Origin of the sequence: Luteimonas endophytica (assembly GCF_029887875.1) — a bacterium.
Taxonomy (GTDB): Bacteria; Pseudomonadota; Gammaproteobacteria; order Xanthomonadales; family Xanthomonadaceae; genus Luteimonas; species Luteimonas endophytica.
In genome coordinates this window covers 24,823-49,539 of the sequence record NZ_JARXRM010000016.1, presented here as the reverse complement: position 1 = coordinate 49,539, position 24,717 = coordinate 24,823, and the positions used below count along the sequence as shown (strand labels likewise).

The window sequence follows — 24,717 nt, the reverse complement described above, 5'->3', positions numbered from 1 at the left end:
TTCATGCAGCGCCAGTCAGCCACGCCACCGGGCCCCGCCAGCGCCGCCGACAGGGGGGTGGTGCTGTTCGAGCGCCGCGAGTTCGAGCGTGCGGTCGCCGCGCGCATCGTGCCCGCGCAGCAGTGGTCGTCGCTGGAGCGGGTCGACGCGCTGCTGGAGCGGCTGAACGCCCTTTACGCAGAGGCCGAGGCCGAGATCGAGCAGGCGCGCCAGCAGGGCCAGTCGGCCGGGTTCGCCGAGGGCCTGGCGCGCGCGCAGCAGCAGATGACCGAGAAGCTGGCCGGGCTCAACGAGCGCCGCGCGCGGGTGCTGGCCGAGGCCACCGGCCGGATCACCGACCTGGCCTGCGCCATCGTCGCGCGGCTGGCACCCGGGTTCGACGCCGCCGCCGTGGTGCCCCCGTTGGTGATGCAGGCGGTGGAGGCGGCGCAGGCGGAACAGTTCCTGCTGATCCGGGTGCATCCTTCGGTGCGCGCCTCGGTGGAATCCGGGCTGGGGGCGGTGCGCCAGGCGCACCCGGCGGTGGGCGTGATCGAACTGGTCGACGACGAGAGCCTGGATCCGCTCAGCTGCGTGGTGGTGTCCGAGGCGGGCGAGGTGCGCGCCGGAGTGGCCCAGCAGATCGAGGCGATCCGCACGGCGCTTGCCGGCGCCGGCGCCGGCGCCGGCGCCGGCGGCGAGGCCGGCAGAAAATGAACGCCTCGGCCCACGATCCCCTGCTCGACGCGCTCTCGGCGGTCAAGCCGATCCAGCGCGTCGGCCGGGTGGCGGACGCCTACGGCACCCTGATCCGCGCCACCGGGCTGAAGGCCTCGATCGGCGAGCTCTGCCACCTGCGCCACCCCCGCGGCGAGGGCGATCCCGACTTCGAGCTGGCGGCCGAGGTGGTCGGCGTGTCCAAACAACACACGCTGCTGACCCCGCTGGGCGCGCTGGACGGAATCTCCGCCACCACCGAGGTCTACGCGAGCGGCCGCCAGGCCTCGGTGCGGGCCGGCGACGGCCTGCTCGGCCGCGTGCTCGACGCCCACGGCGAACCGATCGACGATCGCGGCCCGCTCGGCGTCACCGAAGCGGTGCCGATCTACGCCGCCTCGCCCAACCCGCTCACCCGCAACCTCATCGAGCGTCCGTTCTCCACCGGGGTGCGCGCGATCGACACGGTGATGACCGCCGGCGAAGGCCAGCGCGTGGGCATCTTCGCCGTGGCCGGCGGCGGCAAGAGCACCCTGCTGGGCATGCTCGCGCGGGGAGGCGACGCCGACGTCAACGTGATCGTGCTGGTCGGCGAACGCGGCCGCGAGGTCAACGAGTTCATCCACGACAACCTGGGCGAGCGGGGCCTGGCGCGCTCGGTGATCGTTGTCGCCACCTCCGACCGCCCGGCGCTCGAGCGCAGCCGCGCCGCCTGGGTGGGCACGGCCATCGCCGAGCACTTCCGCGATCGCGGCAAGCGGGTGCTGCTGCTGCTCGACTCGGTGACCCGTTTCGCCCGCGCGTTGCGCGACGTGGGCCTCGCCATCGGCGAGCCTCCGGCGCGGCGCGGATTTCCGCCCTCGGTGTTCAGCGCGCTGCCGCGGCTGTTCGAACGTGCCGGCAACAACGAGCGCGGCAGCATCACCGCGTTCTATACGGTGCTTGCCGAGGACGAGGACGGCGGCGACCCGATCGTGGAGGAGGTGCGCTCCATCCTCGACGGCCACATCGTGCTGTCGCGCAAGCTGGCGGCCGCCTACCACTACCCGGCCATCGACGTGCTGACCAGCCTCAGCCGGACCATGCCGCGGGTGGTCGACGAGGGCCACATGCGCGCGGCCGGGCAGCTGCGCAAGTACCTGGCCAAGCACCAGGACATCGAGCTGCTGCTGCAGCTGGGCGAGTACAAGCGCGGCAGCGATCCAGAGGCCGACGTGGCGATCGAGAAGATCGGCCCGATCCGCAAGCTGCTGCAGCAGTCCTCGGCGGAGCTGGTGCCCTTCGCGCAGTCCTCCGACGCGCTCAGGAAGCTGTTCAAATGAAGCGCTACCCGCTGCAGACCCTGCTCAAGCTGCGCGCCCATCGCACCGAGAACGCGCGCCTGGTGGTGCTGGAAAAGCAGCGCGCGGCCATCGCCTGCCGCGAGGAATGCGCGCGCATCGAGGGGGAACTCGACGGCCTGCGGGAACAGCGGGCCGCCCACCGGCTGCGGCTGCTCGACCCGCCGCCGCCCGGCGCGTCGTGGCCGTCGGTGCTGGAACAGCGCCAGGCGCATATCGACCTGCTTGCCGAGCAGGCGGAAACGGCGCGCCAGTGCCTGCAGCAGGCGCAGCAGCGGCTGCAGGCGGCCGAACGGGTGCTGGAGGACGCCAAGCAGGCGTACTTCCGCGCCAAGGCGCGCGAGGACGCGCTGCACAAGCGCAAGGGCCTGTGGCGCGACGAGCAGAACGCGCTGGAAGCACGCAGGGAAGAGGATGCCGCCGCCGACCTGCAGCTGGCGCGTCACCTCGGCCGCGGACAATCCTGAGAGGTCGACATGAGCATCGAACGCAACAGCCAGCCGGCGCAGGCGCCGGAACGCCCCCGGGACGTGGAGGGACAGCCGAAGACCGAGCCGGCGCGCGAACCGCCGCCGAAGGAGAGCGTGGACCGCTTCCGCCAGGTGCTGCAGAGCAAGCAGGAGGCGAAGGACGAGTTCCTGGCCGCCCGAGCGAAGGGCGGTGGCGAGCTGAGCGGCCAGCAGCGCGCCGAGGCCGAGGCCGCCGCGCGCCAGGCGGCGACCCAGGACGCGGTGGAGGCCGGCCGCCAGGCCGCCGGCGACGGCTCGGAACCGCTTCCCCAGAACCTGATGGATTCTTCGGAGATCATGGCGATGATGCAGGCGCAGTCGGCGCTGCGCGACGGGGCGAGCGCCCCGGCCGCCCCGGCGCCGGTCAACACCTCCGCCTTCGCCGACCTGGTCGAGCGCCACGTGCGCCAGCTGGCGGTCGGTGGCGCCGCCGACGACGGCGACGGCCAGGTGCTGCTGCGCATGGCCGACAGCACCCTGCCCGGCACCGACCTGTTGCTCAGCAAGACCGCGGACGGCTGGTTGCTGCGTGCCGACGCGCGCTCGCGCGGGAGCTACGACGCGATCCGCGAAGCCGCCCCCGAGCTGGTCCGGCGCTTCGCCGAGCGCAACCTGGGCACGCTCAGCATCGATCCGCAGTTCCATGGCTGAGCCCGCGGACGCTCGGGTTGTCCCTAGTCTGGGGAACGCCCCAGCTTGGCCGCGCCGGCGGCTTTCCAGATAGTCGACCCGGGGTCCCGGTACGGGCCCCCGCCACATCCACAACAGGAGGTCGACATGTTTGACAGTATTGGTGGTCTCTTCAGCTCCGCCGCCCAGGCCATCGGCGGCATGATCGGTGGTCCGATCGGTGCGGCGCTCGGCGGCATGATCGCCGACTTCGCGATCCAGTTCGTCGGCGACCAGCTCGGCCAGTCGCTTTCGAACTCGAGCCTGCCGTTCGACGCGCAGAGCCTGTTCAGCGGCAACTTCCTCAGCGCGTTCACTTCCGCCTTCCGCGGCTGATCCGTCGTGTCGGTCGCGCCGCAACCCTGGCTGGAACAGATCGAGCAGATGCGCTCGGAAGGGCTCATCAACGCGGACGACGAGGCCGCGCTGATCCGCCAGCTCAACGACTGCCAGGCCGCCATCGAGGAAGCGCTGGCGAGGATCGCGCCCGAGTACCAGCGTCGCGTGGGCGAGGACGGCAAGGAAAGCGCGGATGCCTGGCTCGCCGCCACGGCGCGCGAGATCGGCGAACGCGAGGGTGCCGGCATGCGCCGGATCTTCGAGCAGTTCACTTCGCCGGGCCTGACCGCCGAGTCCGCATAGGGTCGCCCCTAGCTTGCGGCGACGCGCCACTCGCCTAATCTCGAAGCCCTCGGAACCACCCGTCCCACAACCCCGCCAATCACCACTCCCGGAATCCACCAGAGCAGCCATGTCGCGTCGTCCCGCCATCCGCAAAGCCTCCAGCCCGACGCCGGTTCCGGCGCAGCCGCTGGTCGCGCGCGAGGCGGCGGCGCAGCCGGCGACCACCGCTCCCGCGGCGGCGTCGCGCGAGGTAGGCGATCTGGTCCAGTCCGGGATGGAGAAACTGCAGCAGCAGTTCCAGACCATCCTGCAAGGCGATGCCGAGCTGGGTCCGGAGCAGCGCGAGCAGATGGGCCAGTTCTTCGAACAGGCCCTGGCGAGCGCGGCCGCTTCCAGTGCTCCGTTGAGCGAGGAAGTGTTCGATCGCGCCACCTGGCGCGAGACGGTGGAACTGCTTCGCCAGAGCGGCGGGGTCGCGGAGGACGAGGCGGACGACCTGATCCGCTGCCTCAACGACGCCCTCGAGCCGCTGGAGCGGCGGGAATCGCAGCTGGCGGTGGAGTTCAGCCGGCGCATGGCGGCCGATGGCGAGGAAAAGGCCATCGAGTGGCTGCGTGCCCAGACCGACAAGGGTTCGGCGCAACAGGCCCAGCGGCCGGTGGCGCTGCCGCAGGACGATCATCCATCGCTGCGCAACGAAGTGGTCAAGTCCCGTTCGCGCCGTCTGCGTGGTCCGCCCGGTTGAAGCGTAGTCGACCCGGCCGCAAGGCCGACGCTTCAACCCGCAAACCACACTAGACAGCGCAACCGGAGAACACATCATGACCGAGATCCAGGGATTCGTCTTTTCCTTCGTCGAGAACGTCCGCCAGGAAGGTGAGATCCAGGCCCGCACCGCCGGCAAGAGCAACAGCTGGCTGATGGCCTTCGCCAAGCTGATGGGCGAGGTCGCCAACAACATCGCCGAGCAGATGATGGACAAGGCGAAGGAGATCGACGCCGCGGCGAAGAAGGAAGAGCCGGCCAACGAGCTGACCGCCGAGCTGACGGCGCTGAGCCAGCTGTTCAAGATGGTCACCGAAGCCACCAACAACGTCATCAAGTCGGTTGGTGAAGGCAACACCTCGCTGGCCCGCAAGCAGTAAGCTGCGGCTCCCGCGTTGCAGGAAGGGCCCCGGTCATCCGGGGCCCTTTCTTTTTGGCCTTTCCGAGGCGGGTGGAACGCGCTGTCCATCCGTCCTTGGAGGCTCATCGACGCTAGCCATGGCGTCGATGGTCCCGCGCCGGGGCGCCGCACCGGCGGGACGCTGCGCAGGAGCTTGGAGATGAGGCGTCGGGCCCCTCGTGGGGCGAGTACCGAACGCCGGCAGGCCGGGCCGCGCAACGGCACGGGACTGCGGCGCTGCGTCGGCCTTGGATGAACGCGCCAGGGAAGCGTTTCGCGGTCGGGGCGCCGCCCCAAGTCACTCGCGATCGCGACTTGCGCCGGTATCCCGATTGGGCCGGTCCGGCCGGCCTCGAGTCACGCGCCCGGCCTAGCGGGCTATTCGAGGCAGACCGGTACCTGGATCATGCTCATCGAGCCGTCGCCGATGTTGGCCACCGGCCGCATCTCGTAGCGGATCCTGCGGCACTTCCGGTCGCCGCCGCGCCCATCTTCGTCCTCGCCAGCGCTTTGCTCCGCGTCCTTTCCGGGCTCGGCGCGCGACAGCTCGTAGGCGAACCGGAACGTGCTGCCGGCCGGCAGTGACTGCGGATTGTCCTCGAGCAGCTCGATGCCGACGTCGAGCGCGAAGTCGGTCGCGGTCGCGGTGCCGGAGAAGTCGAAGCGCTGCGGGTGCATGGTGCCGCCTCCGCCGATCCGGCCGTCGCGGTCGATCTCCAGCGACACGCCCTCGGTTTCGCTCTTCCAGCGGCCGTCGGTGAAGGCGCCATCGATGGCGAAGCCGGCGTCGCCGTTCTCGTCGTCGATCGCGCCGAACACCACCAGGCGCGCCTTGCCGCCGCCCTCGTCGACGAAATGGGCGCTGCCCTCGCCGTGCTGTCTCCAGGCTCGGCCGCCGGCGGGCCGGACCTCCACCTCGACGAAACCGGTGTACGGGTCCCCGGCGTAGGTGCCGACGAACGCCTCGCCCTGGTCCGGGCCCCGGTCGCTCCCGCACCCGGACACCGCCAGCGCCAGCAGGCCGGCGAGAGCGGCAACGCGAAGGCGGGTGGCGGATCCGGTGACCGGCGAGCCGCCCCGGCCGGGCCACGGCCCGGGAAGCGGATCGGCGCCGACCACGCGCGCGGTCGCCGGCGCCGCTGCGCGCGGCGGCGTCATTTCAGCCGGCGCGCCAGCATCCAGGCCCCGAAACCGGCGATCAGACCGAAGGTCGCGAACCCGCCGATCCACGGCCCCGGCGCAGGCAGCGCCGAGCTGGCGACATTCGCGTCGAAGACCGGCAGCAGGACCAGGATCGCCATCGCCAGACAGCCGTAGGCGGTGATCGCCAGCACCCAGTACAGCCACTGGAAGATCCGTTCGACCAGGCGCTGCTGCGCCAGCTCGGCCTGGTGGCGCTCGCGCATCGCCGCGTCGCGCAGCCCCAGCGCGGCGATCAGCCCGCCCAGTCCCAGCGACAACCGTGGCCGGCGCTCCGCCAGCGTCACGGTATGGCCATGGGCGACGCCATCGACGCGGGCCTGGGCGCGCTGTTCGCCGCCAGCCAGCAGCGTGACGCCCCTGGCGTCGGCGGGCGACTGCGAGGCGGGCACCGCCACCTGGGTCAGCGCGACCGCGGCGGCCGCCTGGGTGGCGCCCGGCGCCGCAGCAGCGCTGTTCGCGGCCGGGGCGCCGGGCACGGCGGTGGCGCCGCGGTCCGCCATCGCGCCCTCGGCGCGGGTGGGAACGGTCATCGCCGGATTGGCCGGCGCCGGCTGCGCGGCGACCGTGCTGGCTGCCTGGCCTGGCGGTGCACCCGGCATCGACACCGCCTCGCCCCGGGCACCCGCCGCCGCCTGGGTGACCGCCTGCTGCGACGTCGGCGCGGGTTGCGCGGGCAGGGCCTGATTGTGGGCCGGCTGGCCGCCCTGCAGCTGCGCCGCCGGTGCCGCGGCCGGAGCCTGCGGCTGCGCGGTCGCAGCCATGGCCGCGGCCTGCGAAGCTGGGGCCTGTGGGGCCTGCAAGGGAACGGGCTGGCCGGCCGGGCCGGCCTGGCCCGCGCCGCCGGGAGCGGCAGGCGGTTGCGCGGCCGGCCCCAGCTGGCGCGCCAGTCCCGGTGCCAGCGCCTGCAGCACGTTGCCCAGGACCGTGCCGGCAGCGTTGGCCACCGCCGGCAGCAGGGCAGCCGACGGTGCCGGGGCCGTGGCGGCGGGAGTGAATGGCGCGGCACCCTGCGCCGGCTGGCTCGAGGCGTTCGCCGCCGGGCCGGCATGAGCGGGCGGGCCGGCGTGCGCCGGCGCCCCGGCATGGAGCGGTGGCCCCGCATGCGCAGGAGGGCCGGCATGCAAGGGAGGGCCGGCATGCGATGGCGGTGCGGGTGGCGAAGCTCCGCCCGGGATCGGTGAGGGCGGCAGCGAAGGTCCCTGCATGCCGTGATGGCCGGCACCGGGCAGGTTGCCGGACAGGTTCGGCATGTTGGGCCCATTCGGCACGGGCCCCGGCATGCCTGTGGAACTCCCGGGATGGGTGCCGTGGCTACCGTGGGCGCCATGAGCACCATGCGGGCCGCCGTGGAGCCCATGGGGGCCGCCTCCCCGCGCGAGCGGCGATTGCAGACTGGCCAAGAGCTGCCGGAGTCCGCCGCCTCCCGGGCCGACCAGGTTGTTCAGCAGGCCCGAAGGACCGGAGGCCGAGAAGATGGACATGGCGAACCCCCCTTGGCTTCGGGTGGCGAGGTGGGGCCCCGGATCGTCAGTGGGGTCTCCGCCAAGCTAAGGGCTGGTGGCGCGGCTGGCACCCTGGGGGCCACCCTAGGTAGGCCGATACTGTGACTTGTGCATCGCCGTGGCGCGACGGTGGCAACATCCTGGCCCGGAAAGGCGCCCGCCGGGTCGGGCACCGGCAAGTTGCCGAGTCTATTCCGGCCCGGTCCGCAGTGCGGCGCGCTTGGCGGCCCGCCGCCGCTCCCGCGGCTGGCTCCAGTCGCCGCCGAACGTGGCCGGCTCCCAGCCGCCGTAGCTGGGGTTGGGCAGCATCCACCAGCGCTCGCCGAACCAGCCGGCATGCCGGGCGAGCAGCCGCGCCCGGGCCGGCCGGGTCTCTTCTTCCACGGCGACGAAATCGCCGAGCTGGTCGCCGAATTGCATCAGTACCCGGTAGCGCGACCCGGCGAGCAGCCGCCGGCAGCGCTTGTCGCTGCCGCTACCCTCGCAGCCCTCCACCCGCGTGCCCTTGCCGAGGAACGCGTTGTCGTCCGGGACTGGGAAGCCGGCCTCGCGCAGGTTGGCCAGGGTGTCGGGCGCGGACTCGCGGGTGCGGTTGGACAGGTAGACGACGGCCACCCCGCGGCCGGCGGCGAGGCGGGCGAACTCCAGCGCGCCGGGGACCGGCGCGGCGCGTCGTTCGCCGACCCAGTCCGCCCAGCTGTCGTCGTGGTACTCGCCACCGTCGCGCACCAGCCGCGCCTGGTACGGCGAGTTGTCGAGCACGGTCTCGTCGATATCCACGATCACCGCCGGCGGCAACCCGGCGGCGCTGCCGGCCAGGGCGCGCTCTTCGGGATCGAGCGCGTCCCAGTCCGGGTCGGCCAGTGCCTGGTCCAGCCGCGCTCCGGCCGCCTGGTAGACCGACAGCGCCACCGCACGGTATTCGGCGGAGGTCTGCATCCACAGCACCGCGTTGAGATTGTCGTCGGCGGCGGACGGCGCCGACGGCGCGGTCGGCAGCGACTGGCAGGCGGCCAGGGCGAGTGCGAGCAGGCAGGCGCCGAGCAGGTTCTTGCGCATCGCGGACTCCGGCGGGTCGGGCCGCCGAGTTTAGCCGACCGCCGTTGCCGGCCGTCGCGGTCACGCGTCGAGCAGCGCCTTGATCGCGGCGAAGCCGGCGTCGGCGCGCTCTCGCTTGTGCTCGGCGTCGGCCACCGGGTCGGCGCCGTCGCGCTGCAGCTCGACAGCGGGCAGCTCTTCGAGAAAACGGCTCGGGGCCAGCCGCAGGCGGCTGCCCCATTTCTGCGCCTCGCGCGCGTACGACAGCCACAGCCGCTCCTTGGCGCGGGTGATGCCGACGTAGAGCAGGCGCCGCTCCTCGTCGATGCGGCCCTCGTCGACGCTGGCCTCGTGCGGCAGGGTGTGGTCGTCGACGCCGACGATGAACACGTAGCGGAACTCCAGGCCCTTGGCCCCGTGCAGGCTCATCAGCCGCACCTGGTTGCCGCCGTCGTCGCGGTCGGCGTGGGTCAGCAGCGCCAGCTGCGCCGCCAGCTCGCCGGGCCCGCCGCCGCGCGGCCCGTCGAACCAGTCGGCCAGCTCGTCGAGGTTGCCGCGCCGCATCGCGAAGTGCTGCTCGGACTTGCACTGGGCGCGCACCGCGGCGAGCAGGCCGGAGCGCTCGTTGAGATTGCGCACCAGTTCCGCCGGCGGCAGCCGCGCCGCGTCGGCACGCAGCCCGCGCACGATGTCGGCGAAGCCGCCGAGGGCGTTGCCGGCCCGCGCCGGCAGCTGCTTGAGCAGGCCGATCGACTCGGCGGCGCGCGACAGCGGCAGCTGCGCGTGCTGCGCCAGCTCGGACAGCCTGGCCAGGGTGGTCGCGCCGACCTCGCGCTTGGGCGACTGCACCGCGCGCAGGAACGCCGCGTCGTCCTCGGGGTTGGCGATCAGCCGCAGCCACGCCAGCGCATCCTTGACCTCGGCCCGTTCCAGGAACGCGGTGCCGCCGGACAGGTGGTAGGGCACCCGCAGCAGCTGCATCGCCTTCTCCAGGGCGCGCGACTGGTGATTGCCGCGGAACAGCACGCAGAACTCGTTCCACTGCGCCTGCCGCGAGGTCTGCAGGAACTGGATCTCGGCGGCCACGCGCTCGGCCTCGTGCGCCGCGTCGCGGCACTCCCAGACCCGGATCCGCTCGCCGTCGGCCTGCGCGCTCCACAGCGTTTTCGGATGCTCGTGCGGGTTGTTGGCGATCAGCGCGTTGGCGGCGCGCAGCACCCGGCTGGAGCAACGGTAGTTCTGCTCGAGCTTGATCACCGTCAGCGCCGGGTAGTCCTGCGCCAGCTGCGAGAGGTTCTCGGGATTGGCGCCGCGCCAGGCATAGATGCTCTGGTCGTCGTCGCCCACGCAGGTGAACGCGCCGCGCTCGCCCGCCAGCGCCTTGAGCAGCCGGTACTGGGCGTCGTTGGTGTCCTGGCATTCGTCCACCAGCAGGTAGCCGATGCGTTCGCGCCACCCCAGGCGCAGTTCGGCCTCCGCCTCCAGCAGCTGCACCGGCAGCCGGATCAGGTCGTCGAAATCCACCGCGTTGAACGCCGCCAGCCGCGCCTGGTAGCGCGCGTACAGCGCCGCCGCCTCCTGCTCGCGGGTGCTGCGCGCGGCGGCGGCGGCCTCGTCCGGCGACAGCCCGCCGTTCTTGGCCCGCGACACCAGCTGCTGCATCGCCTGCACCACGTCGGGCTTGGCGCCGGGCAGCAGGTCCCTGAACTGCGCCAGGCTGTCGTCGGAATCGAACACCGAGAAACCGCGCCGCAGCCCGGCGCGGGCGTGCTCGATCTGCAGCAGCTTCAGGCCCAGGGCGTGGAAGGTGCACACGGTCAGGCCGTCGGCCGCGTCGCCGCGGATGCGCTTGGCCACGCGCTCGCGCATTTCCTTCGCCGACTTGTTGGTGAAGGTGATCGCGGCGATGCGCTTGGCCGGATAGCGGCCCGAGGCGACCAGGTGCGCGATCTTCTCCACGATCACCCGGGTCTTGCCGCTGCCGGCGCCGGCGAGCACCAGCAGTGGGCCGTCGCAGTGCGCGACCGCCGCCGATTGTTGGGGATTGAGACCGTGCATGGGCCGGCGATTGTAGCCTGCCGGCCGGTGCGCTCCGGCGCCGCGCGGCAGCGGGCGCCGCGGCGCCGCCCGCGCCGCTAAACTGCGCCGATGGCCAAGCTCTACTTCTACTATTCGGCGATGAATGCGGGGAAGACCACCACCCTGCTGCAGTCGGCGCACAACTACCGCGAACGCGGCATGCGAGTGGCGATCCTGACCCCGCGGCTGGACGATCGCGCCGGCAGCGGCCGGGTCGCCTCGCGGATCGGGCTGCAGGCGGATGCGGCCGCGTTCGGCCAGGGCGACGACCTGCAGCGCTGGGCGGAGCGCGACATCGCGGCGCACGGGCGCCTGCACTGCGTGCTGGTCGACGAGGCGCAGTTCCTGACCCGGGCGCAGGTGTGGCAGCTGTCGGAGGTGGTCGACGCGCTGCGCATCCCGGTGCTCTGCTACGGCCTGCGCACCGACTTCCGCGGCGAGCTGTTCGAGGGCAGCCAGTACCTGCTGGCCTGGGCCGACGAGCTCAGCGAGATCAAGACCATCTGCCACAGCGGCAGCAAGGCGATCATGACCGTGCGGGTCGACGGCAACGGCTTGGCGGTGCACGAAGGCCCGCAGGTGGAGATCGGCGGCAACGAGCGCTACGTCTCGGTCAGCCGCGCCGAGTTCAAGAAGGTCACCCGCGGCGAAGGCCGGATCGATCCGCTGCAGCCGGACCTGCCGCTGGGCTGACCGGCAGCGGCTTCAGGGGCCGGTGGCCGGTGCTTGCGCCTGGCGCCCGCGGCAGGTGCCGGCCAGCGCCTGGATCTCGCGCACCACGGTCCCGCCCTCGGGCATGGCCTGGCGCACCCGCAGTTCCAGTTCCGCCAGTTCCGAGGCCTGCGCTGCCGGTTCCTCGCGGCAGCGCAGCGCGGCCGCGTGCGCCCGGGCCAGCCAGGCCAGTTCCCGCGCCCCGCGGTCGCCGGCGGCGAGGCTGCCCAACCGGTCCAGGCGCGCCAGCGCCCCCGGCGCATCCAGCGCGGCCTCGAACGCCGCCAGGGCCAGCGCGCTCCGGCGGATGGCGCCGTCGTCGCCGCCGACGGCCACCGCGCGACGCAGGTGTTCGTGCGCGCGTGCTCGCCGCCCCAGGGCGGCCTCGACGCGGCCGAGCGCGACCAGGGTGCGAGCCCGCTGCGGCGCCGACCCCTCCGGCCGCGCCAGCCGCAAGGCTTCGTCGAGCAGCGGCCGCGCCTGTGCGGCGCGGTCCTCCTCGAGCAGCACCAGGGCCTGGTCGGTGAGCGCCGTCGCCAGCCGCGCGCGATCGTCCTGGTGGCGCCAGATCGCCGCGGCCCGGCGCAGCGCCCGCAGCGCCTGCGCGGGCTCGCCGCGCTCGCGCGCGATCAGCCCGAGGCCGTGGTAGGTCTCGGCCACCTCGCCGTGGCTGGCGCCGTATCGCGACACCAGCCAGGCCAACAGCTGGCGGTGCCCGGCCTCCGCCTCGGCGAGCCGGCCCTGCTCGAGGTGCAGCGCGGCCAGCTGCCGCTGCGCCTCGACGGTGACGTGGTGCTGGCTGCCGCGCAGCGCCACCGCCAGCGCCAGCGCCTGCGCGCAGGCGCGTTCGGCGGCGTCCACCCCGTGTTCGGAACGCTCCAGCGCGCAGACCTCGCGCAGGATGGCGATGGCCAGCGGATGGCGTTCTCCGACCGTCGCGCGCAGCTGTTCGAGCGCGGCGCCGAACTCCCGCAGGGCGTCCGCGCGCTCTCCGGCATCGGCGTGCAGGCCGGCCAGGTCGGCCAGGCTCTCGGCGATGCCCGCGTCGCTGGCCAGCGGGTCCCGGCGCAGGCTCAGCGCGCGCTGGAACAGCGCGGCGGCCAGTTCGCGATCGCCGACCGCGCGCTGGCAGCGGCCCAGCTGGGAGTAGAACTCGGCCGCCTGCAGCGGCAGGCGCCGCTCCTGGCGCCGCGCCAGCGGTCGCAGTTCGCGCATCCCGGACACGCAGTCCGCCGGGCGCTGCAACAGTCGCAGCACGTGGCCGCGATCGGTGGCGGCCTCCAGGCGCAGGCTGGCCGGCACCTCGTCCAGGCCCGACAGCACCGCCGCCTGGCGCTGCAGCAGCGCCAGCGCCTGCGGATGGTCGCCCAGGCCCATCCGCAGCCGGGCGATCACCCCGAGCAGGCCGGCGTGCGCCAGCGGCTGGCGCGCCAGCTCGATGTCGCCCCGCTCCACGCCCGCGGCCAGCAGCTGGCGCACGTCGAGCGGCGCGCCCTCGGGCAGGCTGCCGGTGTTCTCGAACAGCCCCACGATGAAGTCCTGCATCGCCTGCGCGCGGGCCGCCTCCTGCAGCGACACCCGCGCCTGCCAGGCCACGGTGCCCAGCGCCGCCACCAGCACCGCCGCCACCAGCGCGGCGGTCGACAGCGGCCAGCGGTGCCGGCGGAAGTACTTGCAGACCCGGTACGCCAGCCGCTGCCTGCGCGCCAGCACCGGCCTGCCGTCGAGATAGCGCTGCAGGTCCAGCGCCAGCGCCTCCACCGAGGGATAGCGCTGGTCGTGGCGCTTGGCCAGCGCCTTGAGCACGATGTTGTCGAGGTCGCCGGCCACCGCGCGCGCGCGCCGGCGCAGGCCGGCGGCCGCGGCGGATTCGGTGTCGGCGCGACGCAACAGCCTCAGCGACGGGCGCAGCGGGTCGGCTTCGAGGATCGCCTGCTCCCACTGGGCGTCGCTGGCGCGTTCCAACTCGTAGGGGCGGGCATCGGTGAGCAGCTCGTACAGCACCACCCCCAGCGCGTACACATCGGTGAGCGTGGTCACCGGCTCGCCGCGGATCTGCTCGGGTGCGGCGTAGTGCAGGGTGAAGGCGCGGGTGCCGGTGCGGGTCTGGTCGGGCAGCTCGGCGCTGTCGAGCAGCTTGGCGATGCCGAAGTCCAGCAGCCGCACCTCGTCCAGCGGGGTGACCAGGATGTTGGACGGCTTGAGGTCGCGGTGCACGATCAGGTTGGCGTGGGCGTGGCTGACCGCGTCGCACACCTGCAGGAACAGCCGCAGCCTGGCGCGCACGTCCAGCGCGCGGCCGCGGCACCAGTCGGTGAGCGGCTCGCCGTCGACGTAGTCGAGCGCCAGGTAGGGCTGGTTGTCGGCGCTGATGCCGGCATCCAGCAGGCGCGCGATATGGGCGTGCTCGAGGCGGGCGAGGATCTCGCGCTCGCGGGTGAAGCGCAGGCGCAGGCCGGGGTCGGCCAGGCCAGGGCGCAGCAGCTTCAGGGCGACCCGGCGCTGGTAGAGGCCATCGGCGCGGCTGGCCAGCCACACCTGGCCCATGCCGCCCTCGCCGAGCAGGCGCTCGAGCCGGTACGGGCCCACCTCGGTGCCGGAGCGCGCCCCGGGCAGCGGGGCCACCAGCGGGGTATCGAGGAAATCGTCGTGGTCCTGCTCCAGCGTCAGCAGCCGCTCGAGTTCCTCGGCCAGCGCCGGGTCCTCCTCGCGCAGCGAGGCGAGGGTGGCGGCGCGTTCGGCGGCGGGGGCATCGAGCAGCGCGTCGAGCAGCGGCGACAGCCGGCGCCAGCGATCGGCGTCCATGCCCGGTCAGCCCGCCGCGTCGCGGCCCGGGCCGCGGCCGTGCCGGACGGGTGCGGGCCGGGCTCGCGGCCGCGGTTCAGGCCGCCGGCTCATCCCGCAGCGCCGCCAGCAGGAACAGCCGCGCCTTCTGCCAGTCGCGGCGCACGCTGCGCTCCGAACGCTGCAGCACGCCGGCGATCTCCAGCTCCGACAGGCCGGCGAAATAGCGCAGTTCGACCACCCGCGCCAGGCGCTCGTCGGCGCGCGCCAGCTGGGTGAGGGCGGTGTCGAGGCTGAGCATCTCCTCGTCCAGGCGCAGCCCGCCGGCGAGGTCCTCTGGCAGGTCGGTCACCCGGTGCTGGTCGCCGCCGCGCTTGCGCGCCAGGCGCTGGCGCGCGTAGTCCACCACCACGCTGCGCATCGCCGAGGCGGCATAGGCGAAGAAGTGCGCCCGGTCCTCGAAACGGGCGCCGTTGCCGCCGATCAGCTTCAGGTAGGCCTCGTGCACCAGCGCGGTGGCGTCCAGGGTCTGGCCGTACTGCCCGGCCAGCTGGCGGCGCGCCATCGTATGCAGCTCCTGGTAGAGCGTGGCCAGGACGTGGTCGAGCGCGCCACGGTCGCCGCCGCGCGCCGCGTCCAGCAGTTGCGTGATGTCAGCGGAGCTGCCCATCGCCATCCCCATGCGACAGGCGCCACTATATACCCGCCGTCCCCGCCGGGGCTCCCCGGTGCCGCTGGAAGCGACCCGGGCGGCCGGGGCCGCGGGCGCCCCTGGCGCGTCATCTCGCGGTGGCGATTGGACGGGGGGCTTGGTGCTTCCCGCCCAGGCCCGGCGACCCGGTGCGCCGTGCTCCGGCGTGCCCGGCCCGACTTCCAGACAGGCTCTACTTCTGGCAGTGCCCGCACCACACCGTGGTGCGCTGGCCGAGCCAGGCCTGCCTGAGCGGCCGGTCGCAGCGCCGGCAGGGAGCGCCGCCGCGGCCGTAGACCGCGAGCTCCTGCTCGAAATACCCCGGCGCGCCGTCCGCGTCCAGAAAGTCGCGAAGGGTGGTGCCGCCGCGTCGGATCGCGCGTTCCAGCACCGCCTTGACCTCGGTGGCGAGCGCCTCGTAGCGCGCCCGCGAGACCCGGCCGGCGGCCCGCTGGGGGGCGATCCCCGAAGCGAACAGCGCTTCGGCCGCGTAGATGTTGCCGACCCCCACCACGATCCGCTGGTCCATCAGCAGGGTCTTCACCGCGGCCTTGCGCCCCCGGCTCGCCGCGTACAGGTGATCGCCGTCGAAGTCCGCGGACAGCGGTTCCGGCCCCAGCCCGCGCAGCAGCGGGTGCAGCTCCCCCCGGGGTTGCCACAGCAGGCAGCCGAAGCGGCGGGGATCGTTGAAGCGCAGCAGCCTGCCGTTGTCCAGAACGATGTCGACGTGATCATGGGCCCGCACCGGCGCATCGCCGGGCAGCACGCGCAGGCTGCCGGACATCCCCAGGTGCAGCAGCGCGCTGCCGGCCGCGGTATCCAGCAGCAGGTACTTGGCGCGTCGGCGCACGGTATGGACGCGCTGCCCGGGCAGCGCCTCCGCCACCTGCTCCGGGATCGGCCAGCGCAGGTCGGCCCGGCGCAGCTGCACCCCCTGAATGCGGCGTCCCTCGAGATGCGGTGCGAGACCGCGCCGGGTGGTTTCGACTTCGGGAAGTTCGGGCATGTCCGCAAGGTGGAGCCGCGGTGTTCACTGCACAAGCATGCAGCTGAACGTCTTCCGCGCCATACCCGGGCGCAGGGATGACTTCATCTGCGCGGCGCGCGATGATGGCCGGGTCACTCCGTTCTGGCGTTCCCATGCCCGCATCAATGCTCGATTTCTTCTCCGGTGGACTGCTGCAGTTCGGCTTCTGGCCGCTCGTGCTGGTCCTGCTGGTCGCCACCCAGCTGACGATCCTCTCGGTCACCCTGTACCTGCACCGCAGCCAGGCCCACCGGGGCGTCGACTTCCATCCGGTGCTGGCGCACTTCTTCCGCTTCTGGACCTGGCTGACCACCTCGATGATCACCCGCGAGTGGGTCGCCATCCACCGCAAGCACCACGCCAAGTGCGAGACCGAGGAGGATCCGCACAGCCCGCAGTTCAAGGGCATCCGCCAGGTCTTCTGGCGCGGCGTGGAGCTGTACCGCGAGGCCCGTGGCCAGCGCGACGACATCGAGCAGTACGGCAAGGGCTGCCCGGACGACTGGATCGAGCGCCGGCTGTACACCCCGCACGCCACCCTCGGCCCGACCCTGCTGCTGTTCGTGATGTTCGCGCTGTTCGGCTTGGCCGGCGTGGCGGTGTGGGCGATCCAGATGGCCTGGATCCCGTTCTGGGCCGCCGGCGTGGTCAACGGCCTCGGCCACTGGTGGGGCTACCGCAACTTCGAGACCACCGACACCGCCACCAATCTCACCCCCTGGGGCGTGTGGATCGGCGGCGAGGAGCTGCACAACAACCACCACGCGTTCCCGAGTTCGGCGAAGTTCGCCCTGCGCCGCTGGGAGTTCGACATCGGCTGGGCCACCATCCAGGGCCTGCAGAAGATCGGCCTGGCGAAGGTGCTGCGGGTCGCGCCCTCGCTCGACGTCCGGCCGAACATCCAGGTGCCCGACACCGACACCATGCGCGCGCTGCTGGCGCTGCGCTTCCAGGCCATGACCGACTACCAGCGCAAGGTGATCAAGCCGGCGCTGCGCGAGGAGGCGCGGGCCGCCGGTGCCCGCCTGCGCGCGCTGCTGCCGCGCAGGCTGCGCAAGGCGCTGGCCGACGACGGCCGCTGGCTCCAGCCCGATGCGCGCCAGGAGCTGCAGCAGTGGGTCGAGCAGCGCCCGCGCATCCGCACCCTGGTCGAGTATCGCGCGCGCCTGGCCGCTGTGCTGGAGGCGCGCAGCAACGACGCCTCCGAGCGCCTGCGCCAGCTGCAGGCCTGGTGCCACGAGGCCGAGGCCAGCGGCATCCGGGTGCTGCAGGAGTACTCGGCGCGGCTGAAGGGTTATTCGCTGCAGCCGGCGCGGGCCTGAGCCCCGCGCCATGGCGCAGGCGATGCACGACGGGCCCGGCCGGCGACGGCCGGGCCTTTTCATGGCCGCGGCGGCGGCACTTGGGCTCGCCGCGACGGCGGCGCCGGCCGCCGCGCAGATCGCGGCCACCACCGACTATCTCGCGCGCATGGACGCCGACGGCGACGGCCGGGTCTCGCTCGGCGAGTACCAGGACTGGATGAGCTACGCCTTCGACGCGATGGACGCCGACGGCGACGGCACCCTGGCGCCCGCGGAACAGCCGGGCAGCCGTGGCCGGCCCATTGCCCGCGCCGCCCACCTGGCCCGGCTGACCGACCGCTTCAACCGCCAGGACCTGGACCGCGACGGCTTCCTCGACGCCCGCGAACTCGCCGCCCCGCCGCAATAGGCCTCCGCAGCACCCAGCGCCTGCGGCCGTCCCGATGACGCGCGCGCGGCTGCGTTCAGCGCCGGTCCGAAGACGCGTTGCGCGCGGCGCCCTGCAGCGCCAGCCAGCACAATGCCACCGTGGTGGCATCGCCCAGGGCGGTGTGCCGTCCCAGCACCGGCACGCCCAGCGCGTCGGCGATGTGGCCGAAATCGAGGTTGGGGGGCACGTCGGGCCGCGCCCGGCGCGCCCGCGCGGCGAACGCCTCGGCGAGTTCGACCCGGGGGTTGGGCAGGGCGAAGCCGGTGAGCGCCCTCACGTGCGGGGCCAGCATCGCCAGGTCGAACGCCAGGTGATAGCCCAGCAGCCTGCGGGGGCCCAGCCAGCGCAGGAATTCGCGCACCGCGGGGGTCACCGACATGCCGCCGGCCGCCTCGTCGGGGGTGATGCGGTGGTGGCGGATCGATTCGATGTCGAAGCCCCGGTCCGGCCGGATCCGCCGCTCGAACCGGTCCGACAGCAGCACCAGGCCGCCGCGCACGGGAACCGCCGCCAGACTGAGGATGTGGTCGCGCTGCGGGTCGAGGCCGGTGGTTTCCACGTCCAGGCTGACCCACTCGGCCGCCGGCGCGGGCCGCAGCAGCGCCGTCCATTCGCCATCCCCGTGCCGCTTGCGCAGCCACCATTGGCGCAGGGCGTCCATCGGCGTCAGTCCGCCAGATGGAAGGCGCGGCGCACGTGCTCGCGGAATTCCTTCACCACGTGCAGCGCGTCGCGCAGCAGTTCCCGGTCCAGCCGGCGCAGGCTCTGCGGGTCGAGGTGGTTGTCGGGGACGCGGCCTGCCGCGAGCGCGGCCAGCTGCGCGTCCAGCCGCATGCGCTGGAACACGTTGAGCGCCTGCGGCAGGTCGCGGCCGAGTTCGCGCGGCAGCGCCCCGCGCTCGGCGAGCGCCTCGCAGCGTTCGAGGCTGGCCGTGGCGGCAACGCCATGGCGCAGCGCCAGGCAGCGCAGGCCGTGCACCACCGGGAAGATCGCGCCCTTCTTCAGGTCGATCCCGTGTGCATCGCCGCGCACCCGCCCGAACAGCGTCAGCGGGGTGTTGAAGTTGAGCGTGGCGGAGGCCAGGTGGTGCAGCAGGATCTCGTCCTGGCCCAGCGCCATGAGGCCGGCCTTGACCGGGGCGAACAGCGCCGGGTTGCCGGCGATGGGGCGGGCATCGAGCGCGATCGACAGGTCCAGTGCCGCCTCGCCGCCGTGGCGCCGTTGCCAATGGCCGACGCGTTCCTGCCATTGGCTGGCCGTCATCCGCCAATGCGGCTCGTTCACCATCACCTTGCCGGGGCACGGCGGGTAGCCGACCGCATCGAGCGCCGCGCTGAAGCGCGCCATGGCGTCGGCCAGGCCGGGCCAGTCGAGGTCGTCGGCGATCACCAGCGCGTTGTCCTGGTCGGTCTTGAGCAGCTGCTCGCGGCGGCCTTCGCTGCCCATCACCAGCAGGCAGATGCGGCCGCGGTGTTCGGGCGCGACCAGCAGGTCGAAGATCTGCGCCATCACCCGCCCGTTGAGCGCACTGACCAGGCCCATCAGGTAGGGCATGCGCGCCCCGTGCGCGGCGAGGCTGCGGATCAGTTCGTTCATGCCCGCCGCGGCGCTGGCGATGTCCTCCAGGGTGCGGGCGCGGGCCAGCCGCAGGCTGATGAGGTGCGAGTGGCTGGCGAAGTGCGAGAGCACCTCGGCGATGCCGAGGGTCCCGGCGATGGCGCCGCGGTCGCGGACCACGACCCGCTCGATCCGGTGCTCGGTCATGCCGATCAGCGCCTGGAACAGCACCTCGTCGGCGCCCACGCAGACCAGCGGCCGGCTGGCCAGCGGCCCGACCGGCGCCTCCAGCGGCAGCCGCTGCAGCGCCACCGCATCGAGCAGGTCGGTGCGGGTCAGGATGCCGGGCTCCCGATGGCCGGCGTCGTCCACCAGCAGGCAATCCACGCGGCGCTCCCGCAGCCGCGCGGCGGCATCGGCGATGGAGGTCGCGGCGGCGACGCGCTCGGCCGGCGCCAGCTGCGCCTCGCCGACCCGGGTGCCCATCAGCTCGGCCGCCTCGCGGCGCTCCTGCCCCGAGACCGACAACTGCCCCTTGGTCGCGAGCCCCTCGTTGAAATAGGCGGCGAAGCGCGGGTTGTCGTCGATCAGCCGGCGGAACACCTCGGCCGGGATCAGGAAGCTCAGGCACTCGCCCTCGGTGCGGTAGCTCAGCCGGGCGCGGCCCGCCATCACCGCCCAGGCGCCGAAGACGTCGCCCGGGCCGTAGTCGGCGAAGCGCTGCTCGCCGCCGCCATCGGCTTGATAGGCATGGACCAGGCCCTTGAGGATCACATGCACGTGCGGCGAGGCCTTGCCGGCCTCGATCAGGGTGCTGCCGGCGGCGTGGAAACCCACGTCCACGCTGGCCTGCAGGCGCGCGCGCCCGGCGTCGTCCAGCAGGTCGAACGGGGGCTGGCTCAGGTCCAGGCCGGGCACGCTGTCCATGGCGCTAGCGTGTCGGGCTTCTGCCGAACCCGCCTTCGCGGGGCGGCGCCGAGGGATCCGCGCGCCGGCACGGCGCGGTGGTGCCGGGACGCCGCGATGGGCGAGGGCCGGTCATGGCGTGCAGGCGGCGCGCAGCAGGCCGTCGTCTTCCGGCAGCGCGATCCAGCGGGCGTTGCGCGGGGCGCCATTCTCGTCGAACACCACCTCGTCCACCAGGTCGGCGCGGCGCCGGCCCGCGCAGTCGAACACCGCGCCGAACTGGCGCGCCGGCTCCCAGCGGCCCATCAGCAGCACCTGGGTCAGCACCTGGTCGGGCATCGCCGGGTTGCGCCGGTCGAAGCGGTGATCGATGGCGATCAGCCGGCTGGTCTGCGGTACCACGTAGGTCCACGGGCGGTACCAGACCCGCAGCTCGTTGGTCGAGGCCACCTCCACCTCGTCCGGGAAGGTGGCGGTGACGCGGTCCAGCCAGGAGTATTCCAGCCAGATCGCCATCGCCAGCATGCCGCCGCCCGCCGCGGCGGGCACCGCCCAGCCGGGCAGCCGCTTGCGGACCAGGAAGTTCAGCGCCAGGACCAGGCCCGCCAGGCCGAAGCCCGCGGAGATGATCGCTATGAACTCCAACAGCATGCCGGTGACCCCCGTTGTGGCCCGGCGATCGCTCGCCGTGCGCCATCATGACAAATCGGCCGCCACGTTGCCGTGCGCGGCGAAGGCGTGCGGCGAATGGAGCGCCGGGCGCCGACGAAAAAGACCCGCCCCCGCGTGGCGGGGGCGGGCCCTGGAGAGACGCCGGACTCAGTGCGCGATGTGGGTCGCGCTACCCGCGCCACGCGGCACGCGGATGCTCTCCACCAGTTCCTGGATCCGCTCCGGCGCCGGCTTGGTCATCGACAGCACCAGGTACGCGGCGGCGAAGTTGAGCACCGCACCCACCGCGCCGAACGACAGCGGCGAGATGCCGAGCAGCCAGTTCTCGGGCACGTTCTCGAGGGTGTTGGTCTCGGGAATGAAGAACCAGCCCAGGTAGGTGAAGATGTACACGCACGTCGACACCAGTCCGACCAGCATGCCGACGATCGCGCCGGTGGAGTTCATCTTCTTGGAGAAGATGCCCATCATGATCGCCGGGAACAGCGACGACGCCGCCAGTCCGAACGCCAATGCCACCGTCTGTGCCGCGAACCCCGGTGGATTCAATCCCAGGTAGGTCGCCAGGACGATCGCCGCGGCCATCGAGAAGCGGGCGGCGAGCAGTTCCCCCTTCTCCGAGATGTCGGGCTTGAAGGTCGACTTGATCAGGTCGTGGCTGACCGCCGACGAGATCGCCAGCAGCAGGCCCGCCGCCGTGGACAGCGCGGCCGCGAGGCCGCCGGCGGCGATCAGGCCCAGGACCCAGCCGGGCAGTTGCGCGATCTCCGGATTGGCCAGCACCAGGATGTCCTGGTTGAAGGTCACCATCTCGTTGCCGGCCCAGCCGCGCTCCGCGGCGGTGGCGGCGAACTCCTCGTTGGTGGCGTTGTAGTACTGGATCCGGCCGTCGTTGTTGAGGTCCTCGAACGCCAGCAGCCCGGTCTGCTCCCAGTTGCGCATCCAGTCGGGCCGGGCCTCGTACTCGATCGGCGCGGCCGCGGTGCCGGCGGGGTAGATGGTGTTGATGATGTTCAGCCGGGCCATCGAGCCCACCGCCGGCGCCACCGTGTAGAGCAGGGCGATGAACACCAGCGCCCAGCCCGCGGACCTGCGCGCGTCGGAGACCTTGGGCACGGTGAAGAAGCGGATGATCACGTGCGGCAGGCCCGCGGTGCCGACCATCAGCGACAGGGTGAACAGCACCATGTTGAGGGTCGAGCCGTTGTTGCCGGTGTAGTCCTGGAAGCCGAGCTCGAGCAGCACCTGATCGAGTCTGGCCAGCAGCGGCAGGCCCGACTCGGTATGGGTCGAGAACAGCCCGAGCTGCGGCACGGGATTGCCGGTGAGCTGCATGGAAATGAAGATCGCCGGGATCGTGTAGGCGATGATCAGCACCACGTACTGCGCCACCTGCGTGTAGGTGATGCCCTTCATGCCGCCGAGCACCGCGTACACGAACACCACCGCCGAAGCGATGAGCAGGCCGGTGGTGGCGTCCACCTCGAGGAAGCGCGAGAACGCCACCCCCGCGCCGGTCATCTGCCCGATCACGTAGGTGATCGAGATGATCAGCAGCGCCGCTACCGCCACCATCCGCGCGCTGCGGCTGTAGAAGCGGTCGCCGATGAAGTCGGGCACGGTGAAGCGCCCGAACTTGCGCAGGTACGGGGCCAGCAGCAGCGCCAGCAGCACGTAGCCGCCGGTCCAGCCCATCAGGTAGGTGGAGTTGCCGTAGCCGACGAAGGCGATCAGGCCGGCCATCGAGATGAACGAGGCGGCCGACATCCAGTCGGCCGCGGTGGCCATGCCGTTGAGCACCGGGTGGACGCCGCGGTTGGCCGCGTAGAACTCGGCGGTGGTACCGGCGCGCGCCCAGATCGCGATGGCGATGTAGAGCAGGAACGAACCGCCGACGAAGATGAGGTTGATCGTGAATTGATCCATGTGCGCAGCCCTATTGTTCGTCCACGTCGTACTCGCGATCGAGCCGGTTCATGTACCAGGTGTAGAAGAAGATCAGGGCGATGAAGACCAGAATCGAACCCTGCTGCGCGAACCAGAAACCCAGGTCGGTGCCGCCGATGCGGATGCCCGACAGCAGCGGGCGCAGCAGGATGCCGAATCCCACCGACACCAGCGCCCAGATCGACATGCAGATCCAGATGATGCGCAGATTGGCTTTCCAGTACTTGGCTGCGGTCTTGTCGAGCGTCATGCGGCGTCCCCCTTGCGGTCGGATGGATGGCCCGCCCACGCGCGGTGGGCGGTGGCGTGCGATCGGCTCGCGCGGCGCCGGGATCGTGGGCGCAGCGCGGCCTTGTCGGTTGCGTTCATGTCTCCCCCTAGAAGGTGTACCGGACGTGGGTGTGCACGCGGGTCAGGTCGCCCTCGCGGTCGTCCTCGAGGAAGCGCTGGCCGAAGATCAGCTCGGCGCCCACGTCGAGTTTCGGGAACGGCGAATAGATGACGTTGGCGTGCAGCGAGTGCGCGCGCTCGGTCACGCCGAACCCGACCAGCGCCTCGTCGTTGTCGTAGTGCGCCGCCGAGTACATCAGGTTGGTGCGCACCAGCGGCGAGAACACGTGGCGCCAGGCCACGAAGCCGCCGTAGCCGTCGAGCGCGTGCAGATCGCCGTTGGCGTCCTGCATCACGTCGCTGCCCATGCCGAAGGCGAGGTAGCGGCCGATGCCCTGGCCGGCGTTGACCGCGTAGCGGATGTCGTCGCTGGTGCCCAGGTTGAACTTGCCCGAGGCGCTGACCGCCGCCCCGGTCTCGGTCTCGTCGGCGGCCTTGAACTGCCGGACCAGGCCGGCGACGGTGAAGTGGCCCCAGTCGCCGCGGGTGATCCAGCGCGCGGTGAAGTCCGGTAGCACGTTGTCGCCGGTGTTGAAGCGCGCGCCCGCCACCGGGTTGAACGGCGAGTAGGACTGCACCGTGGTCTGCGGGTTCTCCGCGGAGAACGACCACGGGCCGTTGGTGTAGCGCAGCTGGGCCTGGCGCACGAACACCGTGCCGTCGGTGACCCCGACGAAGTCGACCGCGTCGGGCAGCGCGCCCACGTCCATGAAGTTGGACCAGGTCTGGCCGGCCAGCCAGCGGTTCCAGCTGACGTAGGCGTGGCGCAGCGAGACGCCGTAGGTGTTGGTGGAGGTCTCGTTGCCGAGCAGCGCGTTGCTGCCGCCGCCGAACATGTCGGCCTCGATGTAGGCCTTGAACTTGTCGCCGCCCTCGGTGGCGTGGTCGGCGCTGAACCAGAACCGCGAGAACTGCGCGTGCTGGTCGGTGTAGGCGTCGCCGCCGTCGGCGCCATCGGCGCCGACCGGGATGGTGCTGGGCACGTAGAACAGCCGCCCGGCCGAGCCATCGGCGATGCGGCCGTCGCTGGTGTCGGTGACCATCGCGTCGAACTTGATCATGCCGCCGTAGGAGAAGGTGGTGCCGGGGTTGGCGGCGGTCATGATCGTGCCGCGCTGGATCCCCTTGCCGTCGGCCGCGGCCGCCGCTGGCGCCTGGGCCTGGGCGGTGCGCACTTCGGTCACCTGGGTGCGGGTCTCGGCGAGCTCGGACTGCTGCTGTTGCTGCTGCGAGAGCAGCGCCCGGACCTGGGCCTCGAGCTGCGCGATCCGCGCTTCCAGCTCCTGTTCCTTGGCGGTCTGGCCGAACGCCATCCCCGGCGCGGCCAGGGCCGCCAGCAACGCCACCGCGAGCACCCGCGGCCGCGCCTTCGCTACGACGTGTCGATTCATCTGGTTCCCCTCCCGAAGGGTGCATGAAGGCAGGCCGTTCAGCCCACTCCGAGCCGAGCCTGCGCGCTGGCGGGGTGAGCGC

General features: G+C 72.4%; 24 protein-coding genes. 11 read left to right on the top strand and 13 right to left on the bottom strand.

Going from position 1 to position 24,717, the window contains the following annotated elements; genetic code table 11:
• Positions 1 to 3 precede the first annotated feature (3 nt).
• From QFW77_RS03320 to QFW77_RS03285, 8 genes are all read left to right on the top strand, one after another.
• Positions 4 to 696 carry a FliH/SctL family protein gene (locus QFW77_RS03320; protein WP_280572858.1) on the top strand — a complete coding sequence of 231 codons (693 nt, stop codon included), beginning with the start codon at positions 4 to 6 and terminating at the stop codon, positions 694 to 696.
• Positions 693 to 2,018, top strand: coding sequence for a FliI/YscN family ATPase (locus QFW77_RS03315; RefSeq protein WP_280572857.1), 1,326 nt, complete (start codon positions 693 to 695; stop codon positions 2,016 to 2,018). The genes QFW77_RS03320 and QFW77_RS03315 overlap by 4 nt, the downstream gene beginning before the upstream one ends.
• Complete coding sequence (locus tag QFW77_RS03310; RefSeq protein WP_280572856.1) at positions 2,015 to 2,503, top strand: hypothetical protein; 489 nt, start codon at positions 2,015 to 2,017, stop codon at positions 2,501 to 2,503. The genes QFW77_RS03315 and QFW77_RS03310 overlap by 4 nt, the downstream gene beginning before the upstream one ends.
• Before the next feature lie 9 nt (positions 2,504 to 2,512).
• Positions 2,513 to 3,196 carry a hypothetical protein gene (locus QFW77_RS03305; protein WP_280572855.1) on the top strand — a complete coding sequence of 228 codons (684 nt, stop codon included), beginning with the start codon at positions 2,513 to 2,515 and terminating at the stop codon, positions 3,194 to 3,196.
• A 126-nt stretch (positions 3,197 to 3,322) separates the two neighbouring features.
• Positions 3,323 to 3,550: a hypothetical protein gene (locus tag QFW77_RS03300; protein WP_280572854.1), complete on the top strand. Its 228-nt coding sequence runs from the start codon at positions 3,323 to 3,325 to the stop codon at positions 3,548 to 3,550.
• A 6-nt stretch (positions 3,551 to 3,556) separates the two neighbouring features.
• Entirely contained in the window at positions 3,557 to 3,856 is a 300-nt protein-coding gene (locus QFW77_RS03295; RefSeq protein ID WP_280572853.1) for a hypothetical protein, read from the top strand.
• A gap of 109 nt (positions 3,857 to 3,965) precedes the next feature.
• Positions 3,966 to 4,583: a hypothetical protein gene (locus QFW77_RS03290; RefSeq protein WP_280572852.1), complete on the top strand. Its 618-nt coding sequence runs from the start codon at positions 3,966 to 3,968 to the stop codon at positions 4,581 to 4,583.
• Positions 4,584 to 4,659: 76 nt separating this feature from the next.
• Positions 4,660 to 4,983, top strand: coding sequence for a hypothetical protein (locus QFW77_RS03285; protein WP_280572851.1), 324 nt, complete (start codon positions 4,660 to 4,662; stop codon positions 4,981 to 4,983).
• 398 nt (positions 4,984 to 5,381) lie between these two features.
• On the opposite strand, the gene QFW77_RS03280 is transcribed toward QFW77_RS03285, so the two are convergent.
• The 4 genes from QFW77_RS03280 to QFW77_RS03265 all read right to left on the bottom strand — a co-directional run bounded on the left by QFW77_RS03280 (position 5,382) and on the right by QFW77_RS03265 (position 10,804).
• Positions 5,382 to 6,161: a hypothetical protein gene (locus QFW77_RS03280; protein ID WP_280572850.1), complete on the bottom strand. Its 780-nt coding sequence runs from the start codon at positions 6,159 to 6,161 to the stop codon at positions 5,382 to 5,384.
• On the bottom strand, positions 6,158 to 7,150 hold the full coding sequence (locus tag QFW77_RS03275) for a hypothetical protein (RefSeq protein ID WP_280572849.1): 993 nt from the start codon (positions 7,148 to 7,150) through the stop codon (positions 6,158 to 6,160). The genes QFW77_RS03280 and QFW77_RS03275 overlap by 4 nt, the downstream gene beginning before the upstream one ends.
• 747 nt (positions 7,151 to 7,897) lie before the next feature.
• Positions 7,898 to 8,767: an HAD family acid phosphatase gene (locus QFW77_RS03270; RefSeq protein ID WP_280572848.1), complete on the bottom strand. Its 870-nt coding sequence runs from the start codon at positions 8,765 to 8,767 to the stop codon at positions 7,898 to 7,900.
• A 60-nt stretch (positions 8,768 to 8,827) separates the two neighbouring features.
• Complete coding sequence (locus tag QFW77_RS03265; protein WP_280572847.1) at positions 8,828 to 10,804, bottom strand: UvrD-helicase domain-containing protein; 1,977 nt, start codon at positions 10,802 to 10,804, stop codon at positions 8,828 to 8,830.
• Between the two features lie 90 nt (positions 10,805 to 10,894).
• Between QFW77_RS03265 and QFW77_RS03260 the strand changes: the two genes are divergently transcribed.
• Complete coding sequence (locus QFW77_RS03260; protein WP_280572846.1) at positions 10,895 to 11,518, top strand: thymidine kinase; 624 nt, start codon at positions 10,895 to 10,897, stop codon at positions 11,516 to 11,518.
• Between the two features lie 12 nt (positions 11,519 to 11,530).
• Here QFW77_RS03260 and QFW77_RS03255 read toward each other — a convergent pair whose 3' ends face one another.
• From QFW77_RS03255 to mutM, 3 genes are all read right to left on the bottom strand, one after another.
• Positions 11,531 to 14,341 (bottom strand): serine/threonine-protein kinase, encoded by a 2,811-nt coding sequence (locus QFW77_RS03255; protein ID WP_280572845.1) that lies wholly within the window; start codon positions 14,339 to 14,341, stop codon positions 11,531 to 11,533.
• A 76-nt stretch (positions 14,342 to 14,417) separates the two neighbouring features.
• Entirely contained in the window at positions 14,418 to 14,990 is a 573-nt protein-coding gene (locus QFW77_RS03250; protein ID WP_280572844.1) for an ECF-type sigma factor, read from the bottom strand.
• A gap of 214 nt (positions 14,991 to 15,204) precedes the next feature.
• A complete protein-coding gene (gene mutM, locus QFW77_RS03245) occupies positions 15,205 to 16,017 on the bottom strand; it encodes a bifunctional DNA-formamidopyrimidine glycosylase/DNA-(apurinic or apyrimidinic site) lyase (protein ID WP_280572843.1) in 813 nt (270 codons plus the stop codon).
• 146 nt (positions 16,018 to 16,163) lie between these two features.
• Between mutM and QFW77_RS03240 the strand changes: the two genes are divergently transcribed.
• Complete coding sequence (locus tag QFW77_RS03240; RefSeq protein WP_425603258.1) at positions 16,164 to 17,360, top strand: DesA family fatty acid desaturase; 1,197 nt, start codon at positions 16,164 to 16,166, stop codon at positions 17,358 to 17,360.
• A 61-nt stretch (positions 17,361 to 17,421) separates the two neighbouring features.
• The gene (locus tag QFW77_RS03235; RefSeq protein WP_280572841.1) at positions 17,422 to 17,751 is read left to right on the top strand and encodes an EF-hand domain-containing protein; all 330 of its coding nucleotides are present in this window, start codon (positions 17,422 to 17,424) and stop codon (positions 17,749 to 17,751) included.
• A gap of 55 nt (positions 17,752 to 17,806) precedes the next feature.
• On the opposite strand, the gene QFW77_RS03230 is transcribed toward QFW77_RS03235, so the two are convergent.
• The 6 genes from QFW77_RS03230 to QFW77_RS03205 form a co-directional block, all read right to left on the bottom strand.
• The gene (locus tag QFW77_RS03230; protein ID WP_280572840.1) at positions 17,807 to 18,433 is read right to left on the bottom strand and encodes an exonuclease domain-containing protein; all 627 of its coding nucleotides are present in this window, start codon (positions 18,431 to 18,433) and stop codon (positions 17,807 to 17,809) included.
• 5 nt (positions 18,434 to 18,438) lie between these two features.
• The gene (locus QFW77_RS03225; protein ID WP_280572839.1) at positions 18,439 to 20,256 is read right to left on the bottom strand and encodes a putative nucleotidyltransferase substrate binding domain-containing protein; all 1,818 of its coding nucleotides are present in this window, start codon (positions 20,254 to 20,256) and stop codon (positions 18,439 to 18,441) included.
• A 111-nt stretch (positions 20,257 to 20,367) separates the two neighbouring features.
• Positions 20,368 to 20,886 (bottom strand): hypothetical protein, encoded by a 519-nt coding sequence (locus QFW77_RS03220; protein ID WP_280572838.1) that lies wholly within the window; start codon positions 20,884 to 20,886, stop codon positions 20,368 to 20,370.
• 168 nt (positions 20,887 to 21,054) lie between these two features.
• Positions 21,055 to 22,833: a sodium:solute symporter family protein gene (locus tag QFW77_RS03215; RefSeq protein WP_280572837.1), complete on the bottom strand. Its 1,779-nt coding sequence runs from the start codon at positions 22,831 to 22,833 to the stop codon at positions 21,055 to 21,057.
• A 10-nt stretch (positions 22,834 to 22,843) separates the two neighbouring features.
• Positions 22,844 to 23,104 carry a DUF4212 domain-containing protein gene (locus tag QFW77_RS03210; protein WP_280572836.1) on the bottom strand — a complete coding sequence of 87 codons (261 nt, stop codon included), beginning with the start codon at positions 23,102 to 23,104 and terminating at the stop codon, positions 22,844 to 22,846.
• 127 nt (positions 23,105 to 23,231) lie between these two features.
• Positions 23,232 to 24,635, bottom strand: coding sequence for a DcaP family trimeric outer membrane transporter (locus QFW77_RS03205; RefSeq protein ID WP_280572835.1), 1,404 nt, complete (start codon positions 24,633 to 24,635; stop codon positions 23,232 to 23,234).
• Positions 24,636 to 24,717 lie beyond the last annotated feature (82 nt).